General features: G+C 52.2%; 17 protein-coding genes. 7 read left to right on the top strand and 10 right to left on the bottom strand.

Features of this window, described 5'->3' with window-relative positions:
* Positions 1-211: 211 nt before the first annotated feature.
* Positions 212-412, top strand: a complete 201-nt coding sequence (locus CGZ75_RS18665) for a hypothetical protein (RefSeq protein ID WP_089525707.1) — start codon at positions 212-214, stop codon at positions 410-412.
* A 125-nt stretch (positions 413-537) separates the two neighbouring features.
* On the opposite strand, the gene CGZ75_RS18660 is transcribed toward CGZ75_RS18665, so the two are convergent.
* The 10 genes from CGZ75_RS18660 to CGZ75_RS18615 form a co-directional block, all read right to left on the bottom strand.
* Entirely contained in the window at positions 538-1,509 is a 972-nt protein-coding gene (locus tag CGZ75_RS18660; protein ID WP_089525706.1) for an ABC transporter ATP-binding protein, read from the bottom strand.
* Between the two features lie 12 nt (positions 1,510-1,521).
* A complete protein-coding gene (locus CGZ75_RS18655; RefSeq protein ID WP_089525705.1) occupies positions 1,522-2,499 on the bottom strand; it encodes an ABC transporter ATP-binding protein in 978 nt (325 codons plus the stop codon).
* A gap of 189 nt (positions 2,500-2,688) precedes the next feature.
* Positions 2,689-3,630: an ABC transporter permease gene (locus tag CGZ75_RS18650; protein WP_089525704.1), complete on the bottom strand. Its 942-nt coding sequence runs from the start codon at positions 3,628-3,630 to the stop codon at positions 2,689-2,691.
* A gap of 6 nt (positions 3,631-3,636) precedes the next feature.
* On the bottom strand, positions 3,637-4,563 hold the full coding sequence (locus CGZ75_RS18645) for an ABC transporter permease (RefSeq protein ID WP_089525703.1): 927 nt from the start codon (positions 4,561-4,563) through the stop codon (positions 3,637-3,639).
* Between the two features lie 134 nt (positions 4,564-4,697).
* On the bottom strand, positions 4,698-6,413 hold the full coding sequence (locus CGZ75_RS18640) for a peptide ABC transporter substrate-binding protein (protein ID WP_245850919.1): 1,716 nt from the start codon (positions 6,411-6,413) through the stop codon (positions 4,698-4,700).
* A 582-nt stretch (positions 6,414-6,995) separates the two neighbouring features.
* Complete coding sequence (locus CGZ75_RS18635) at positions 6,996-8,216, bottom strand: response regulator transcription factor (protein WP_089525702.1); 1,221 nt, start codon at positions 8,214-8,216, stop codon at positions 6,996-6,998.
* Between the two features lie 24 nt (positions 8,217-8,240).
* Entirely contained in the window at positions 8,241-10,313 is a 2,073-nt protein-coding gene (locus tag CGZ75_RS18630) for a sensor histidine kinase (RefSeq protein ID WP_089525701.1), read from the bottom strand.
* A 118-nt stretch (positions 10,314-10,431) separates the two neighbouring features.
* Positions 10,432-11,256: a carbohydrate ABC transporter permease gene (locus CGZ75_RS18625; protein ID WP_089525700.1), complete on the bottom strand. Its 825-nt coding sequence runs from the start codon at positions 11,254-11,256 to the stop codon at positions 10,432-10,434.
* A 20-nt stretch (positions 11,257-11,276) separates the two neighbouring features.
* Positions 11,277-12,170 carry a carbohydrate ABC transporter permease gene (locus CGZ75_RS18620; RefSeq protein ID WP_089525699.1) on the bottom strand — a complete coding sequence of 298 codons (894 nt, stop codon included), beginning with the start codon at positions 12,168-12,170 and terminating at the stop codon, positions 11,277-11,279.
* 137 nt (positions 12,171-12,307) lie between these two features.
* The gene (locus CGZ75_RS18615) at positions 12,308-13,654 is read right to left on the bottom strand and encodes a sugar ABC transporter substrate-binding protein (RefSeq protein ID WP_176444926.1); all 1,347 of its coding nucleotides are present in this window, start codon (positions 13,652-13,654) and stop codon (positions 12,308-12,310) included.
* A 468-nt stretch (positions 13,655-14,122) separates the two neighbouring features.
* Between CGZ75_RS18615 and CGZ75_RS18610 the strand changes: the two genes are divergently transcribed.
* From CGZ75_RS18610 to CGZ75_RS18585, 6 genes are all read left to right on the top strand, one after another.
* A complete protein-coding gene (locus CGZ75_RS18610) occupies positions 14,123-14,443 on the top strand; it encodes a PadR family transcriptional regulator (RefSeq protein ID WP_089525698.1) in 321 nt (106 codons plus the stop codon).
* Positions 14,440-14,997, top strand: a complete 558-nt coding sequence (locus tag CGZ75_RS18605; protein ID WP_089525697.1) for an HAAS signaling domain-containing protein — start codon at positions 14,440-14,442, stop codon at positions 14,995-14,997. Before CGZ75_RS18610 ends, CGZ75_RS18605 begins: the two co-directional genes overlap by 4 nt.
* Positions 14,997-15,902, top strand: coding sequence for a DUF4097 family beta strand repeat-containing protein (locus CGZ75_RS18600; RefSeq protein WP_089525696.1), 906 nt, complete (start codon positions 14,997-14,999; stop codon positions 15,900-15,902). The genes CGZ75_RS18605 and CGZ75_RS18600 overlap by 1 nt, the downstream gene beginning before the upstream one ends.
* 257 nt (positions 15,903-16,159) lie before the next feature.
* Complete coding sequence (locus CGZ75_RS18595) at positions 16,160-16,885, top strand: futalosine hydrolase (protein ID WP_245850918.1); 726 nt, start codon at positions 16,160-16,162, stop codon at positions 16,883-16,885.
* A complete protein-coding gene (locus CGZ75_RS18590) occupies positions 16,882-17,802 on the top strand; it encodes a 1,4-dihydroxy-6-naphtoate synthase (protein ID WP_089525694.1) in 921 nt (306 codons plus the stop codon). The genes CGZ75_RS18595 and CGZ75_RS18590 overlap by 4 nt, the downstream gene beginning before the upstream one ends.
* Before the next feature lie 204 nt (positions 17,803-18,006).
* Positions 18,007-19,092, top strand: coding sequence for a cation diffusion facilitator family transporter (locus tag CGZ75_RS18585; RefSeq protein WP_089525693.1), 1,086 nt, complete (start codon positions 18,007-18,009; stop codon positions 19,090-19,092).
* Positions 19,093-19,204 lie beyond the last annotated feature (112 nt).

The following is a 19,204-nucleotide window of genomic DNA, read 5'->3' as shown; positions in this document are numbered from 1 at the left end:
ATCGATGCGTAGACGGTTAGTTATTGTCCGTTCTTTTTTATTGCGGACATGCCTCCACCACCTGGCGGTTTTCGCTAACTGGATTGTTACTCCATCTGAGTTAGAAGCTGTATTTGTATTCCTGACACCCTGTTGTCAGCGTCCTCATCTATAGTTGGCGTTAGATCATCAGCACATGAATTAATATTGAGATTAAGGGAGGTAACAAGCAATGATGGCAGAAAACCTTTTCCGATTCGAAATGGAGCTCCGAAGACATCACGAACGGATTGCCACAGAAGGTGGCGGAGCTCGCCTTCCCGGCGCAGCCGCATCGCCCCAGCCACTGCTTGCTCAATTGTCGCAGCCTGGTATGCGACGGACCATGCTACCCAAGGGGATGGCACGCTTCACCATTTGGGTCCGCTTCTGAGCGCCATGTCGCGCATACCGAAAGGCCCAAAATAGAAAAAAGCCTCCGCCATCCCGGAGGATGGCAAAGGCTATGCTTCTCCTCATCCCACAGGGATAACAGAGGCTTTAAATCACTCGAATCAATTAAGCATAATGGCAAGCAGCCCAGTGGGCTTTGTTCGCCCCAACCTGGCGAAGCTCAGGTACCTCGGCCGCGCAGCGCTCGGTCGCAGCCGGGCAGCGGGTGCGGAACGGGCAGCCGCTTGGAGGGCTGATCGGGCTCGGCAGATCGCCGCGCAGTACGATGCGCTCCTTGGTTGCCTCTACGTCCGGGTCCGGTACAGGAATGGACGAGAGCAGCGCCTGGGTATACGGATGGCGAGGATCAGCGTACAGATCGTCGCTGTCCGCGATCTCGACCAGCTTGCCGAGATACATGACGGCGATGCGGTCACTGATATGCTTAACCATCGCCAAGTCATGCGCGATGAACAGGTACGTCAGGCTTTCCGTGCGCTGCAGGTTTTGCAGCAAGTTGACGACCTGGGCCTGGATGGAAACGTCAAGCGCCGAGATCGGCTCATCGGCTACGATGAACTTCGGATTTACTGCAAGCGCGCGCGCGATACCGATCCGCTGACGTTGGCCGCCAGAGAATTCATGCGGGTAGCGTGTCAGATGGGAAGGGTTGAGACCTACCTTGTCGAGCAGGCGCTCCACAGCAACTTTGCGCTCCTTCGAGCTAGCAACGAGGCCGTGAATGTCCAGCGGCTCGGCGATAATATTCTCAACCGTCCAGCGCGGATTCAGCGAAGCGTAAGGATCCTGGAACACCATCTGCATCTCGCGGCGGAATGCCTTGAGATTAGCTCCCTTAAGATCATAAATGTTCTGGCCGTTATAGAGCGCCTTCCCGGAGGTGGGCTCATACAAGCGCATGATCGTGCGTCCGGCCGTCGACTTGCCGCAGCCGGATTCGCCGACGACGCCGAGCGTTTCGCCCTTGCGGATGGACAGGCTCAGGCCGTTAACAGCTTTAAGTGTCTTGCCTTTGCCGACGTCAAAAAACTTGCTGAGGTTGTCCACCTCGAGCATCGCATTCGATTGGTTTGCCATCGGTTCTCCTCCTTACTCCGGCATGGCGTGAAGCCAGCACTTAGATTCATGGGTGTCGCTGTGCGTGAACATGAACGGATCTTCCTCAACGCATACTTCCATGGCGTGAGGGCAACGCGCTGCGAATGGGCATCCGTGAGGCGGATTAGCCATGTCGGGAGGTGTACCGTCGATTGGGATCAACGGCTCGTCCTTCTTTTGGTCCAAACGAGGCAGCGACTTGAGCAGTCCTTGCGTGTATGGATGCTGCGGCGATTTGAAGATTTCATACTTGTTGCCGCGCTCCACCACTTGGCCTGCATACATGACGATGACTTTATCACACATGTCGGCTACGATGCCAAGATCATGCGTAATAAGAATGATCGACGTGCCCAGCTTCTCTTGCATGTCCTTCATGACTTCAAGAATCTGTGCCTGAATCGTTACGTCGAGCGCCGTTGTCGGCTCATCGGCAATCAGCAGTGTCGGATCGCAGCTGAGTGCGATGGCGATCATCGCACGCTGACGCATACCGCCGGAGAACTCGAACGGGTACTGCTTAACACGAGCTTCCGGATTCGGAATGCCAACCAGCTTCAGCATCTCTACGGCGCGTTTATTAGCTTTTTCCTTGTTCATGTTCTGATGGCGCATAAGCACTTCAGTAATCTGGTCGCCGATCGTCATCGTCGGGTTGAGCGAGGTCATCGGGTCCTGGAAAATCATGCCGATATCACGCCCGCGAACGGACTCCATCTGTTTCTCGGTTTTTTTGAGCAGATCACTTCCCTCGAAAACAATCGAGCCAGCCTTGTATGTGCCCGGAGGCGTCGGGATGAGGCGCATGATCGACTGGGCCGTCACGCTCTTGCCCGAGCCGGATTCGCCGACAATCGCCAGCGCCTCACCTTTGTTCATGTCAAAGGAGACACCGCGTACGGCCTGTACTTCTCCGCCGCGGACACGGAACGAGACGCGCAGGTCCTCGACCTTAAGAATCGGTTCCATCGTGGTTTCACCTTCCTTATCTATCGGTTGATGCAGCAGCATCGCTGGACGGGTTGTTCCGAGCAGGACAGCTGCGGGATTATTGCATAATACTTACCGCAATGTTAGCCGCAAGGATATTTCAAATGCCTCCGCTACCTGCCCCCGGCAAGCAGCGGGCGGCAGAACGTTCGTAGTTAAATTGCAGGATTATTCCACCCGCGTTTTAGGATCGAATGCATCGCGCAGGCCGTCACCAAAGATGTTGAAGGCAAGCATGGCGACACAGAGCATTCCCGCAGGGAACAGCAGTGTCCAAGGATATAACTGCCAGCTAGCAAGCGAGTCATTGATCATTACGCCCCATGATGCGGCAGGTGATTGTACGCCGAGACCCAAGAAGCTTAGGAAAGCTTCAGCAAAAATCGCGCTAGGTACAGTAAGCGTCATCGTAACGATGATTGGACCCATCGTATTCGGAATCAAATGTTTGAACAGGATGCGGAAGCCGCCGGAGCCCATAGCTTGAGCTGCCAGAACATACTCTTGGTTTTTCAGCTGCATAATCTGCCCGCGCACGATCCAGGCCATGTTGATCCAGCCGGTAGCAACAAGAGCAATAATCAGCGTAAACATGCCTTGTCCAAGTACAACGCCAAGCAGGATAACGATCAGCAGGTAAGGAATGGAATACAAAATTTCGGTAATCTTATTCAGCACTTCATCGACCTTGCCACCGAAAAAGCCCATAATGCCGCCGATTATAATACCGAGAATAACGTCGGCGATTGCAGCTAGGATACCTACGGTGAGCGAGATTTGCGCGCCTTTCCAGCTGCGGGAGAACAAGTCGCGGCCGAGATCATCCGTACCAAAATAGTACGAGCCTCCAGGAGCAGTGAAGGTGTTCAGCAACGATTGACCCCTAAAATTATGAGGCGTAAAGAGCGGGTAAATAACCGCCATAATAATCATAAGAGCAAGCACGATGCCTGCACCCATGGCAAACTTATTGGCGGTGAGCTTCATGGTCGCCAGCTTCCATGTCGTGTAACTTGGCGCCATTTGTTGTTGCGCGAAATCGCGCTTCTTCAGCGGCACAAACTTCCTTGGATCCGGAAGGGGCCGGCGTTTTTCATTCACATTGTCCATAAGTGATCAGCCTCCCTTGGTGCTCTTCTTCATCCGCGGATCCACCATTGCGTAGCCGATATCAGCGAGGAAGCGGGCAAACATTAGAATAACGGCATAAAACAGAGTAATGCCCATGATCAGCGGGTAGTCCCTGTTAGTAACGCTGTTCGTAAAGAACTGGCCTAATCCCGGAACGTTGTAAATTTTCTCGACTACGACGGAACCAGTAATGATGTTTGCGGTCATCGGTCCAAGGTAGGTTACGACCGGCAGAATAGCGTTTCGCAGGCCATGACGAAGGGTAATTCGAATTGGCGAGAGGCCTTTTGCTTTGGCGGTGCGGATATAATCCGCTGTCAGCACCTCAAGCATAGAGGAGCGAGTCAGCCGCGCGATAAAGGCGATCGGAAGCGCCGAAAGCGCAAATGTCGGCAGGATATAACTAAGCGGTCCGTCCAAGCCGGCTACCGGCAACCATCTCAACTCGGCGCCAATGTAAAACTGCGTAACAGAAGCGACAACAAAGTTGGGAATAGAGATACCCAGGATGGAGATTACGACCGCAATTTTATCGATCAACTTGCGGTTGTACATGGCAGAAACCATGCCAAGTGAAACACCGACGATAACCGATACGACGATAGCAACAGCGCCCAGTTTGAGTGAGTACAAGAACGACTGCGAAATAATTTGCGTTACGGTTTGTCCAGGGGTTTTATACGAAATTCCAAGATCCCCTTGGAGCAAATTGCCAAGATAGATCAGATATTGCTTCCAAAGCGCTTTATCGAGTCCATAAAAAGCCATCAAAGCATCTCTGGCCGCTTTTGGCGTTTTTTCGTCCAGGAAAGGGTTGCCCGGGACTGCCTTCATCAAGAAGAAGGTCAGCGTCGCCAAGACAAACAGGGACAGGAGAATATTAAGGAATCTCCGGCCAATGAAACGAATCATTCCAGCACCTCTTTCGCTACCTTGCCCAACCGCAAAGAAAGAAGGGATAACCGGAGACGGTCCGGCGACTGGCGCCGAACGACGGCTCCAGCCGCAGTCCCTTCTTCTCTCTGTCAGTTGCTCAACGGTATGGCTTATTTCGCGATGTAAGCGTAGTTGTAGTTAATGTTGCCGTTATAAGTGATGAATGTGTCTTTCACATAAGGCTTAACGAGAGAGGCAGCCGTGTCGTAGTAAACTGGCATAACTACCGATTCGTCCATCAGCATTTTCTCGGCTTGAGCTAGCAGCTTGGAGCGCTCAGCTTGATCAGCTGTTACATAAGCATCCTCAATGAGCTTATCGTAAGCAGGGTTTTTGTAACCGAGGTCATTGTTGCCGCTGCCCGTGATGTACAGGTCAAGGAATGTCATAGCATCGTTGTAGTCCGCTCCCCAGCCAGCACGGGAAATATCATAGTTCAGGCTCGTACGGTTTTGCAGGAACACTTTCCATTCCTGAACTTCGGTTTTAACATCGATGCCCAGGTTTGTTTTCCACATTTCCGTTACGGCAGTTGCAATTTTAGCATGCGAATCGGAAGTGTTGTAGATCAGCGTTGTAGCCGGGAAAGCGCTCATGCCTTCTTCTTTAAGGCCTTCAGCCAGCAGCTTCTTCGCTTCTTCTACGTTTTCCTCGAAGTAAGTTTGTTGAGTCTCTTCGCGGAAGCTCTTCTCTTGACCTTTAATTGTTGGAGGTACAAAGCCGAATGCAGGCGTTTGTCCGCCAAGTACAACTTTGTCAACGAGCAGCTTGCGATCGATGGAGATCGACAGAGCTTTACGTACTTTTACGTTGTTGAAAGGTTTTTTGCTTTGGTTGAAAATATAGAAATACGTGCTTGCTGTGTTCTCGATTTGCAGTTCTGGATTTTTATCTTTACGGAACTTGTCTACTTGCGGCGCAGGGATCGTACCAGTTGGTTTACCCGCCCAATCAAGAGCACCGGTGGTGTAGCTGCTTAACTCGGTGTTGGAATCACCCATCATCTCGAATTTAACTTTGTCCAGCTTCACATCGGCAGTACCGTAGTAGTTCTCATTTTTAACAATCTCAACGGAAGCGCTGTGCTGCCAAGCGGATAGCTTGAACGGCCCGTTGCTGGAGAATGACGCCGCTTCGGCAGCCCATTTAGGATCTTTTTCTACCGCTACTTTATCAACTGGGTAGTAGGTATAGAAGTTTACCAGGCTAAGGAAGTATGACGTTGGGTTTTTCAGCTTTACTTCGAGCGTGTAATCGTCGAGAGCCTTGACGCCTACTTTGTCGATGCTGCCTTTGCCCGTGTTGTACTCTTTTGCGCCTTCAATGTAATGCAGTTGGTAAGCATAAGGTGCTGGAGTTGCTGCTTTTGGATCCAACGTACGTTTCCAAGAGTATTCAAAGTCATGTGCCGTTACCGGGTTGCCGGTCGACCATTTGGAATCCTTGCGAATTTTGAACGTGTAAGTTTTAGAATCTTCGGAAACGGTCCAGCTCTCGGCCATACCTGGTACGGTTTCACCCGTTTTGTCGGTCTTGGTCAGGCCCTCAAAGATACCGTCAGCGATTGTGCCGGATACGTTGTCCTGCATCAGCGATGGGTCAAGAGTAGGAGGCTCGGAAGTGATGTTCATGCGGAACACTTGATCACCGGATGGGGCTGTAGTCTCGCCGCCTGTGTTGCCAGCTGTATTAGTAGCTGTGTTCTCGCCACCACTGCCGTTGTTGCTCGAATTGACGGCGTTACCATTATTGCTGTTACCACATGCAGCCAGTACGCTGCCTGCGACCATAAGTGCTGCCAGTGTCATACCTGTCTTTTTGTACACTAACCTTACACGCCCCTTACATTAATGGTTGAATTGCATAATATGAATTATACTATTACATAAGATGAATAACAACTTGCATTATTTTCTTTTGGAAAATAAATTTATCATCGCCATATCATTGTTGAAATTAATTAAATAAACTGATAATTATGCATTGCTTCTCATTAATACATTGACGCTTTATTAGATTAACGCAATTGTTTAGTAAAGGATTAAACCTGCATATTTAAAGACATTCTCTTCTCTAACCTCACCCTCTCACGCCTCTCTCGCTAAAAAGATAGGATCATGTCATGCATAATTATGTACTATATTCAATAATCATTTCATTTGAAATCTAGGCCCAAGAGAATATAAACCATATTTCTATCCTGTTAATTGGAAAAAATATGGGGGATTGATCCATTCAGTCCTATCCGACCCTATGTATTTTTACCTGCATCCCACTTTTTATGTATCGGCGTGAAGACATGGATCTGCGGGAATACTGGACTGCTGTACAGGCTGGAGGACCCACGGCCAAATAAGCTTCCTACTCCATATGCGGAGCAGAAAGCTTATTATAGATTACTTCTCATGTCAGGTATTAAGAATGCCTGGAACCGTGTTCTTCTTATCCTGACGATATTCGGTCGGCGTCATATGGAACCTTTTACGGAACACTTGGGTGAAATGCCGCATGTCATGGTATCCGATGCGCTCCGCTATATCCGCTAACTTGAGATCGGAATCACGCAGCAGCTGTCGCGCCTCTTCCAACCTCAAGCCGATCAGATAATCCTTGAAGCCCTGGCCCGTCTTCTGCTTGAACAACTGGCTGAAATAAACCGGATTAAGAAACACGACCGACGCAATCCGCTCCAGCGACAGCGATTCCTCCTTGTAATGGGCGCTGATATACTGCAGGGCTACCTCAATGGCCTTGTTGTCGCTTCCGCCCTTTACACGCATCGTAGGCATGCACGGCTTCTCCTCTGCCGGATTGGCCATGGAGCGATATAGCTTTTGCACCATCTCCGGTACTTCACGAATCTCCCCGATCACGCCGCTATGAGCGAGCTGGAACGGAATTTTCAAATACCGCCCGAGATAACCTCTCAAATTAGCCATCAGTCCGGACAGAGTATCCTCCGATCCCAGTACGGCTACACCGATAAGCGTATTCCGATCGTAGCTTATGACGAACCCGTCCCCGCTGCGCTTCAACAACTCACTGAACACATTATCAACGACAAAATGCTCCAGCCCGGCATCTCGCGTACCCGACTCCAGGCGGACCATGATGAGATGGAACCCGGAATAGCGCTCCAGCAGAGCGCCTATGTCGAGCTGGCCAATATCGTGACCGGATGCCAGCCGTTGGAACATCGCTTCGCGCAAATAGCCCAGGCTGCCGCGCAGCAGCTCCCCCTCTTTGAGCGCACTCCGTTCCTCGGCGAGCTCGCCTGCCAACTGGCGGATCAGCTCCAGCAGCCGCTTTTTGCCGATCGGCTTGAGCAAATAGTCCCTGGCGCCGAGCTGTACCGCCTTCTGGGCATAGGAGAACTCAGAATGAGCCGAGATGACGATCCATTTGATGTGGGGGTATTTATGACGGGAGAGGCGCATGAACTCTAGGCCGTCTATGCCAGGCATCAGAATATCGGTCAGCACGATATCCACCGAATGCTGAGATAGAATGCGAGCCGCTTCATCCGCAGAAGCCGCCAGATGGATGGAGCTTTCCGGATAAGCCTGTTCAAGTGTGCGCCGCACCCCAGTTCGGATGATGCTCTCATCATCTGTTATGAGAATATTCATGAATGAGCCGCCTCCTTCACTCCGTTAATTCGTATCTTCGCTCTCCGCACTCCCGGGACGAATCACCTGCGGAGGTAGGGGCAGCGTCAGACGAATTACTGTGCCTTCCCCGATGCGGCTTTCTGCTTGCAGTCCGTAACCCTGACCGAACGTATGGAGGAGTCTGCGATGCACATTCACCAAGCCGATGCCGCCTTGCGCCGTCCCACGCCCTGATTTGCCCATCACAAATGAGCTGTCCCGCATCTTGCTTTGATCGAGCATACTCCCCTCGGAAAAGCTGCCCCGCAATTTATCCGAATCGACGAGCCCCTCAACGGTAGAGCCGCCCCCCGTCTTGCCTGGACCGACAACACTCTGCTCGGCAGAGATGTTTCCTATTTTACCCGGACCGACAACACCCTGCGCGGCAGAGCTATCTCGCTCTCCTTCTTGCCTTACTCCCCGCGCTTCCCCTTGCTCCGTCAGCCCCGTCCCCACAAGAGCCGTCGGCGCCAAGCTGAATGAGGCTTGCAGCCGCTCCAGCGTCTCCTCGGTCATGCCGACGCCATTGTCGCGTACCGTGAGCAGTAGCCGACCGTCCCTGACCTCTGCCGTAAGCGTCAACTTTCCGTCCCCCGACAGCGGCTCCAGGCCGTGCTTGACGGCATTCTCGATGACCGGCTGCAGCGTCATTTTCGGAATCGGAACACCATACAGCTCTTGCGGAATATCGATCTCGACCACTAAGCGGCCTTCCAGCCGGATCGTGATGATCGTTAAATAATCGCGAATCTGCTCCAGTTCCTCGCCAAGCGTCACGGGTACACCCTGCTCCCAGTGGCTGCTGTAACGGAACATTCGGGATAGCGCCAACACAACCTCGCCGAGATCATCCTCTTCGCGCTCATCCAGCATCCAATAAATCATGTCCAGCGTGTTGTAAAGGAAATGCGGATTAACCTGCGATTGCAGCGCCTGCAGCTCAGCATTTTTCTCACTGGCCGCGCTCTGTTTCATCCGCTCGATTAAATGGCCGATCTGCCTGACCATACGGTTAAAAGATGAGGCGAGCGCATCCATCTCTCGATAGCTGCCAGCGTCAACCTGGCTCTGAAAGTTACCGAGCTCCACCCGTTTCATCTCGCGGATCATTCGCTTGAGGGGCGAGGAGATTGTTTTGGAGAACACTGTCGCCGTGATGATCGACAGCAATACGAGGGCAACACCAACAATAATTAAGTAACGCTGCATCTCCACCAGCTCGACGTTAAGGTCGCGGTCCGGGGTCACGGTAATGGCCGTCCATTCAGCAAAAGGCAGCCGCGAGGACACGACCAGCTGATTATCCCGCTCCGCGACTAGTGACTCACCTGTAACAGTTGGACGCTTCCCGTCCCCAAGACGCGGCAGCTCTTTCGCTCCGTCGGTTGCACTCACCAGATCACCGTCGGCATCAACGAGATATACTTCGCTGTTCGGGCTCATCTTCAGATTGTCTAGCGCCGCGAGGATTGGCGCGGGACTCGTCTCATAGAGCACGACGCCAATCGGTCGATGCTCATCAAGATCAAACAGCTGGCGGCCGAATGCCAGCACCGGACGGGTTTCATTGGAATCGATGATCGAGGATGGATAGATGCCGAGCCAGACAATTTTGCCGCCGCCGCTCAGAATCGATCGATACCAGTCCGTGGAGCGGTAGCCCGGCATGACTTCGTTGATATAATTTCCATAATTATAAATGTTGCCGTCATCCGTCATGATATGAATTCCGATCAAATCATCTCGCGAGAAAAAGTTCGCTCCAATAATATTCGTAATGGAGCGCTCGTTCGCGAATTGCTCACGAGGCTCTGCCGAGCGATCCTGCAGCATTCGCACGAGATCGAAGTTATTGCTGATCGACTTGGACAGGCTGTCAAAACCTTTGTCGAGCAAATCGAATAAACCAATCGTCTGGGAGACGTTTTTGCTTGATAGATCAGATATCTTACGCTGCAACTGCTCGGTCGCACGATTGTAAAAAAGCAGGCTGACGACGATCACGATGCCGGTCATGGAAAAGAGCAGCACGATGAACAGTCTTTGCTGTAGTGTCTTGCTGCCCCGCCGCATGGATCATCACCACCTCATACTAGAATTGACGGCAAAGCCCCGCCTTCCATGCGCGGCGCGCGGAAGGCGGGGTGAATGATGCCGGGCTGGTCAAGCCGAGTATGCAAGACCGATTAAATTATCCTTTGACAGCGCCAGCTACCATGCCCTTCGTAATCCGCTCAGAGAGGATGAAGTAGATAAGAATAACCGGGATGGCGCCCATGACGAGGAAAGCCCCGATATTGCCATAGTTGACGGCATATTGGCTGACAAAGCTATTGACGCCGAACGGCAACGTCTTGAACCTTTCAGAGGAAATGAACGTCGCCGCCAAGATGTATTCATTCCAAATATTAATGAACGTCAAGATGCACACGGTCATAATCGGCGGCACCGAGATCGGCATAATAATGCTGCGGAAGATTCGGTACACGCTCGCGCCGTCCATGAAAGCTGACTCCTCGATCTCATGCGGAATGCCCTTCATAAATCCGCTCATTATAAATATTGCCACCGGCGTTTGGAAAGCGATGTAGGGCAGGATGAGCGACCATCGGGTGTTGAGGATGTCAATTTTGCTAAACATGGTCATCAGCGGCAGCAGCGTCGCCTGCATCGGAATCATCAGGCCGAGCAGAAAAACGAGCAAGGCGACGGGAGCCAACTTCCAGCGAAAGCGAGAAATCGCATAGGCGGTCATTGAAGCCAAGATAATGACGACAACCATTGTAATTACGGTTACGAATACACTATTGAAAAGATACTGCAGGTAATTCCCAGCCTCGTATGCCTCCGTATAATTGGCGAATCGCGGATTCTGCGGAAGGGCGAAAAAGCTGCCGCTTAAAATCTCCTCATTCGTCTTGAAGGAGTAAAGAATTAGCCAGAGCAGCGGGTACAGCTGGGTGACGACAAGAACCGCCAGGAGAAGATACACGACTCCTTTTTTGATGGATTCCATAGATGTATGCTCTCCTTTCCTCAGCTTACCTTATTCTCGACACGCTTGAAAACGCTATTGATCAGCACGGTAAATACGAGACAGATGATGACGAGCGTCATCGCCAGCGCACTGCCGTATCCGTACTTGTATTCCTGGAAAGTGGAGTTGTACATGAGCGTTGAGATAACATCGGTTGCATGCGCAGGACCGCCTCCGGTCATGACCATAATAAGATCGAACGCTTGCAGAGACCCGATAAACGCCAGCACGATGGAAATTTTGAACACCGGTACGATGAGCGGCAGCGTAATGTAGCGGTCTGCCTTAAAACCATCCGCGCCGTCGATTTTGGCCGCCTCGTAAATGTCAGTCGGGATATTCTGGACACCAGTGTACTGAATCAACAGATGGTAACCGAAGTATTGCCAAAGCGACACAATATACAGACTGTACATGGCAAACTTAGGCGAGCTCAACCAAGCCGTCATATGCTCTTCCATGCCAATGGAGTTTAGAATTCCATTAATCATACCGCCCATATCGAGCGGATTGTAGATCGTTTTCCATAGCTGGCCAATGATGACGACCGAGAGAATGACCGGCATGAAGTAGATTGATACTAACGTATTGCCGCGACGCACGTAACGGTTGATTAGAATCGCGAACAGCAGCGTGACCGGAATTTCCAGCATGGAGAAAACGGCGTACATCAATGTGCGCTTAACAGCAGGCCAGAAGTATGGATCATTGAACAAGATGTTCCTGTAGTTTTCCAAGCCGATAAACGTTTTGTTCGGGCCGATGCCGTCCCAGAGCATTAGGCTGTTATATCCCGATACGACGATTGGCACGAATACCATCATAATATAGAGCAGCAAACACGGCAGCACGAAAATCCCGATCGTCCACCAGCGCACTTTGAGCACATTCATGATTTCTCTACTCCCTCCGACAGAAGCGATCCGAAACGCGCGAGCGCGATTCCCTTATGACTTCTGAGCCGTTCTGAGCCGAATGGCAAGGACAGCCCCTCTGTCAGGAGATCATGTCCTTGCCGCGTGGGCCGATTTTATTTGTTCGCTGCAAAAGCGTCCTGATGTTCCTTAGCTGCTTGTTTGGATTCAACCTTTTGAACAAACAGGTTTTGGATACTGCTCAGATGAGCCTGAGCGACGGCTGGTTTCATCGTGTTATCAAACGCAAGATCGCCGCCGGTAACTTGTTTGAACATATCCAAAATGTTGATGGCCAGATCCGAGTAACCAGCCGCTTTGAAGTCGCCTTCGATGATTTGGCCGCTGCCAACTGCGTTTTTCAGCTCGAACTGCTTTTTCGGATAGTTCGTCATGAAGAAGTTCAGGAAATCCTTCGTTTCTTGCAGATGTTTGCTGTTCGCGCTAACCGCGAAGCCGGAGCCAGGAGCGAGCATGAACTGATTCACATCGCCTTTTCCGTTGACGGTCGGGAACGAGAACGCCCCAACTTTGCCCGCTACGCTAGATGCATCGATATTGCCGGTTTCCCACGAGCCGATGATGAACATAGCCGCTTTGCCCGTTTTGAAAATGTTGCCGCCTGCATTAGCGTCGATGGACGTTGCGCCCTCAGGGAACGCGCCGGCCTGCACCAGCTCTTGGAACGCGTCGGTCGCTTCCGTGAACGCTGGATCATTAAAGTCCTTTTTGCCGTCAAGCACGTCTTGCAGGAAGCCTGGTCCACCATTCGTGCGGAGCAAGATATTCATGAACAAGAACGAACCCGTCCATGTGTCTTTCTCACCGATGGCAATCGGTGTGATGCCCTTCGCCTTGAGCGCTTTGACATCCTCTAACATCTCGTCGAAGGTTTTCGGCACATCCGTGATGCCCGCTTGCGCGAACAGATCCTTGTTGTAATAAACAACCTCGATGTTGTTACCGTCCGGCAAGGCGTAGACGTTGTTGTTGAAGCTGTAGTAGTCGAGCAGACCTTTTTGGAAGGTGTCCTTCAGGCCGTTCTGATCCAGCATGTCATTAAGCGGAGCGAGCAGACCCGCGTCGACGAACGGTTTCATTTGTGCAGCCGGATTAACGATCGTAATGTCGGGCACTTCCTTGGAAGCAGCCTGCGTTTTGAGCTTCAGCTTCTGCTGGTCGGTATTAAGCGAATCAAGCTCGATTTTGATGTTTGGATTTTCTTTTTCATATTGCGCGACAAGCTCCTTCATCATCTTGTTGGCCGGAGAAGTCGCGTCGGGATAAATGTTCTGGAATGTAATCGTTACTTTTTTGCCGCTGTCGCCGCCGGATGTGCCGCCCGTATTAGTAGCACTGGAGTTGTTGGCCGACTCGTTGCCGCCGTTACTGTTGCTGCTGCCGCAAGCCGCGAGGCCAACTGCCAATACACCAGCTGTTAGGATAAGGGCCGTTTTTTTCAATGGACGACGGTTAGCGGATTCGTTCTTTTCGGACTTTCTGATTTGCTTTTCCACCTGTTCAAGTCCCCCCTGCCAAGTTATATCCCGATTATGCCCCGATAAAGCGTTTTCAACAATGCATGAACTTCAGGGGTGAGGTTTGATTTTTTAAGATGTTAGGCATTTAGAGGTTGTTCAAAAAGCCCCCCATTGATCACGAAGTAAAGCAGGAAGCGAACTCGACATCGAATCTTGTGTTCACCTTCGAAGTCCGGTGCTCATGTAGGTTTGCCAACCTCCTTCTTCTGGTTCTCACAACCTTCTCGGTGCTGAATGGCGACCTTTTTGAATACTTACATTTACATATTTCCGCTCCGCTATATTGCAATATAGAATAGCTTGATGGTATATTATGGACATCGAATGGTATTCATCATTGTCTGCTATCATACATTATCGAATACCTTGCAATAGATAGGAGCTATGCCAATGAATGTTCAATTCAAAAAAGGCGTTCTGGATTTATGCGTGCTGGCTCTGACCGTGTGGGAAGATCGTTATGGCTACGAGCTGGCCATCGCGATGTCCAACAAGTTTGAGGTTGCTGTCGGCAGCGTATATCCGTTGCTGAATAGACTGACGCAGGAAGGATTTTTCACGACCTATCTACAAGAATCCCCGGAAGGTCCACCGCGCAAATACTACCGGCTCACCCCACAGGGACATTCGCATCTCATGGCGCTTATCAGTGAATGGCGGATGTTCTCGGTAGCCGTAGACGAATTGATTAAGGAAGGTGTCGAGCGATGACGAAGGAACGGTATTTGAAAGAGCTATGGACTCATCTCTCCCCGGTTCCGGAGCGGATCCGCAGGGATTGGATGTTTGATTACGAGGAGCATTTCCGGCTTGCAGCGGAGCATGGCCAATCCGAGGAAGAGGCCGCAGCAGAGCTGGGAGATCCGCGGTTCATCGCCAAAGAGATGCTGCTCGGCCACCGGGTAGCCGAAGCTCAGAGCTCCGGCGGCAGCCTCCGTTCCGTATCGAGAGCGGTGTTCGCCGCGGTTGGCCTCGGCTTTTTCAATCTGGTGTTCGTGCTTGGCCCTTACATCGCCTTAATGGGCTTGTTGTTCGCACTGTGGGCGGTGTCGGTAGCGCTCGTTCTTGCAGCCTTCCCCATCCTCTATGAGGGATATTTCGGCGATGCGTTCGAATTCCAATTTGCCATTTTTGCCGCCATGATTACGGTCGGACTTGGACTGCTGCTCGGCGCAACTGCCTACAAGCTTACACGCGGCTTCCTCCGACTTACGCTTAAATATCTGCAAGCCAACACTAGGATGTTGAAAGGAAGGAAAGTCTGATGGGAATGCGAAATTTAGTTCTGCTTGGAATCATCCTCTTGGTAGTTGGCGTTGCAGGAGCCGGATATATTTTCGGCAACTCGGACCGTTCAGAATTCCTTAACTTCGGTACGGTGACGATCAATCAAAAGGAAGAAGTGGATTCGGCCGAAATCACTGGTCTTAAGCTCGACTCCGGGAGCATGGATATCGAGATCGTCAAAGGCAGCAACCCGGACCGCATTATCGCCTCGCTTACGGGGCGCGCCAGCAAAAAATTCAGCGACGACATCCAACTGAAGCTGACCCGCAGCGACGGCGTCGTTACCTTTAAAGGCATAGAGGATAGCGGGTTTTCATTCGGCATTAACATTCTAGAGGTTAGCTTGAAAATCGAGCTGCCCCAGCGCCAATTCGACTCCATCTCGGTTGATATCGGCAGCGGCGACATCGAGATGGACTCCACTCAGACCAGCGATCTAAAAATCCAAATTGGATCGGGAGATATTGAACTCAGCCGCATCATAACAGAGCAAGCCAATATTGAAAGTGGGTCCGGCAGTATTGAAATCGACAATAGTCGTACAGGCGATCTAAAGGCGCAGCTTAGCAGCGGCAATATTGAACTATCCCAAGTCGAAGGCAGCATGGCTCTTGAAACAGCAAGCGGCAACATCAAGGCGGAGCTTCAGGAGCTAACCCAACCATTCTCAGCCTCCACTTTAAGCGGCAACATAAGCGTGCTGACAGACAAAGCCCCGACATCCGCAACGGTGCAGTATTCGATATTGTCCGGTAATTTCCGCAATGATTGGAGCGGCAAGGAAGAAACGGACGGCGGAGAGCAGACGATCAAGTTCGGCGCCGGAGAGGTTCCGGTCAACCTTAGCACGGCCTCGGGGAATATTTCGCTGAAATCTAAGTGAACCTCGGGCTGCATATGTAAGGATCTAGGGGCTGTCCCGTAAGTCATCGTTAGGTGACTTACGGGACAGCCCCTTATTTGTTTAGGGCGGCCGGTATTTCTTGGCCGGTCTTAAAATGAATAGTAAAACTATGTTCACCGATCACAATTCGATCCCCATCTGTGCAGCATTGAGTACAGCGAAGTGATAATCGGCATCATTAATCTTGAATGAAGCCCGTAGGAAGAGTATCGTTAGAAACAGTGGAGGGATGTCTGGTGAAATCAAAAAAGGATTTGCCATTTCAATATATTCTAATCATTACGGCCATTGAGGCCGAGCGCGACGCTATCGTACGCGGGCTGCTCAAAGCGTTGCCGAACGAGGTATGCGGTGAGGTTGAAGGTCCGCTGCGGCGTGTCGGCCGCTGCATCGTCGTTGCCGGCGGCGTAGGCCCGGCATCTGCGGCGGCCAGCACGGCGCTAGCCATTGCCGGCGGGCCGTCGCTGCGCTATGTCATCAGCGCAGGCATCGGCGGCGGTTTCCCCGGAGCCGCGCCTATCGGCTCCGTCGTAGTAGCGAGCGAGATCGTAGCTGCCGATCTCGGAGCGGAAACCGCGCAGGGCTTTGCCAGCGTGGATGAGCTGGGCTTCGGCTCGTGGCGCGTGCCGGTGGACCGCGCGCGCGCCGAGGAACTTGCTGCGGCGCTGCGGGCCGGTGGCCTGGAAGCGACCGCGGCGCCGGTGCTGACGCTGTCCACGGTGACGGGCAGCGCTGAGACTGCCGCCGAGCTGTTACGCCGGGTTCCCGGCGCGGCAGCTGAGGCGATGGAAGGTTATGGCGTAGCGACCGCTGCCTCGATGCAAGGCATCGAGGCGATGGAGATTCGCGCCATATCTAACGCGGTCGGGCCGCGGGACCGCGATGCATGGCGCATCGGCGACGCCCTGGCAGCGCTGGAGCGGACGGGAATGATTTTACCGGAGGTGCTTGATATCCGATGAAAATCGCTTATTCTCCCTGCCCAAACGATACATTCGTTTTCCATGCGTGGGCGCATGGCTTGATCGAAGGCGCGCCAGAGCTTGACATCACGTATGCGGATATAGACATCACGAATGCCTGGGCCGCCAAAGGCGAAGGGCCCGAAGTGATGAAAATATCCTACGCCGCCCTCCCTTATGTGCTGGACCGTTATGCGCTTATCCCTTGCGGCGGCGCACTCGGACGCGGCTGCGGACCGCTGGTGCTGACGGCAGCCGGTGGAGCTGTACGCTCAAGCGAAACAGCCAACAGCGCAGACGGACCTGCTGCCGGTTCCGCCCATGCTCATAGCGGAGCTGCTGCGCCGGGCATGGACCCGGCCTGGCTGAGCGGCCGGACGGTCGCTGTACCGAGCGACCGATCCACCGCCTACATGCTCTTCCGCCTATGGGCAGCACAGCAAATTCCCGGCGACTTGCCGCATATTGTGGTCATGCCTTTTCACGAAATCATGCCTGCCGTACGCGATGGCAAAGTAGATGCCGGACTCGTCATCCACGAAGCCCGCTTCACCTACCCGGACTACGGCCTGACTCTGATGGCCGATATGGGCGCGTGGTGGGAAGCCGATACCGGACTTCCGATCCCTCTCGGCGCCATCATCGCTAGGCGCGGCATGGATGTCCAAGCTCTGACCCGCTGGACGCAAGCCTCTGTCGATTATGCGTGGGCACATCCCGAGGCTTCCGCTGCCTATGTGCAGCAATACGCCCAAGAGATGTCTCAAGAAGTCGCCCGCTCCCATATTCAGCTATACGTTAATAAATTTACACGCTCCCTTGGCGAGGACGGGTTCCATTCCGTTGAAGCCCTTCTCGGCCGAGCTGCAAATGAAGGTCTTGTGCCGCAGTTCGATCTGTCTCTCCTCCGAGCTTAACAGGTAGTTTCAGATCATCCATTCCTTTAAGACGTTCCCAGCCCTTTCCAAGGCCTGGGACGTCTTTTTATTTTAACTGTCCTTTACCCGAATTTTCCCTTTCAAAATGTACATAATACTTGACAGAGAGCAATTCCACGCATACATTAATATATGAACAGATGATCATATGTTTTGTTATATAGGAATTTAGGAGGAAATCGTATGTCCAATCAAGATAGACCCGATCATCAACATGATCACGAGCATGACTCCAAAAATCCAGCCGAGCACGCCCACACGCATGACAAAAATCCCGGCCAGGGAGCGGACAGGAACAATACAAATGCAGGTGCGCAAAGCAAGCGCAAGCAAACTCACAACCATGATCATGGGCATAGTCATGGGCATGGAGGCCACTCCCATAGCCATGGGGGGGGCAGCAGCGGTAATCGCTCCGGACTGCTAATCGCGCTCATCATTACCGCCGGCATCATGGTGCTACAATTTTTCGGAGGCTTGTTGACTAACAGTCTCGCCCTCCTGTCGGACAGCGGCCATATGCTCAGCGATTCAAGCGCGCTTGCGCTCAGCCTGCTCGCCATCTGGTTCGCATCGAAGCCGGCCTCGTTGAAACGAACGTTCGGGTTCCATCGCTTCGAAATATTAGCCGCCCTGTTCAACGGGGTCACGCTGATCGCAATCGCGATCTTTATCACCGTCGAAGCCTGGGACCGCTTTTGGGATCCTCCGACGGTTGCCAGCAACTCCATGATCGTGATCGCCGTAATCGGCTTGCTCGCCAACATCGCCAGCGCTTGGTTTTTAATGCGCAAAGGCGACGTCAAAGGCAATGTTAATATGAAAAGCGCCTATCTCCATGTTATCGGAGATGCGCTCGGCTCGGTCGGCGCCATTATCGCAGGCATACTGATGTCCCTGTTCGACTGGTATCGTGCGGACCCGATCATTTCCGTAATTGTGTCTTTGCTTATCGTCAAGAGCGCCTGGGGCATGATGAAAAGCACCATTCACATCCTCATGGAAGGAACCCCTCCTTCCGTCGACCCGGAGTCGGTGCGCAATGATCTTCAATCGCTGCCCGGTGTCATCAATGTGCATGACCTTCACATCTGGACAATCACTTCCGGCATCGACTCCATGACCTGTCACCTGTTGGTAGAAGATGAGTCCGACAGCGGGGTTATTTTACAGAAAGCCTTGCTCCTGATGAAAGATGACTATGAAATTGAACATTGCACGATCCAAATTGAGACTTCCAAAGTGAATCACGCCGTGCTTGGCATCTAAGCTATCCCTCTATCATGACCAAAAGCCCGAATCGCAGAATCGTTGCGGTTTGGGCTTTTTTTATCCTTTATAGACGATAGACTTTGCAGACAGTAGTCCAAGCATTTCGGGA

The sequence above is a fragment of the Paenibacillus herberti genome, from assembly GCF_002233675.1.
In the GTDB taxonomy this organism is placed as follows: domain Bacteria; phylum Bacillota; class Bacilli; order Paenibacillales; family Paenibacillaceae; genus Paenibacillus_O; species Paenibacillus_O herberti.
Note: the sequence above shows the minus strand (reverse complement) of the source record. Positions and strands in the feature narration are given on the sequence as shown.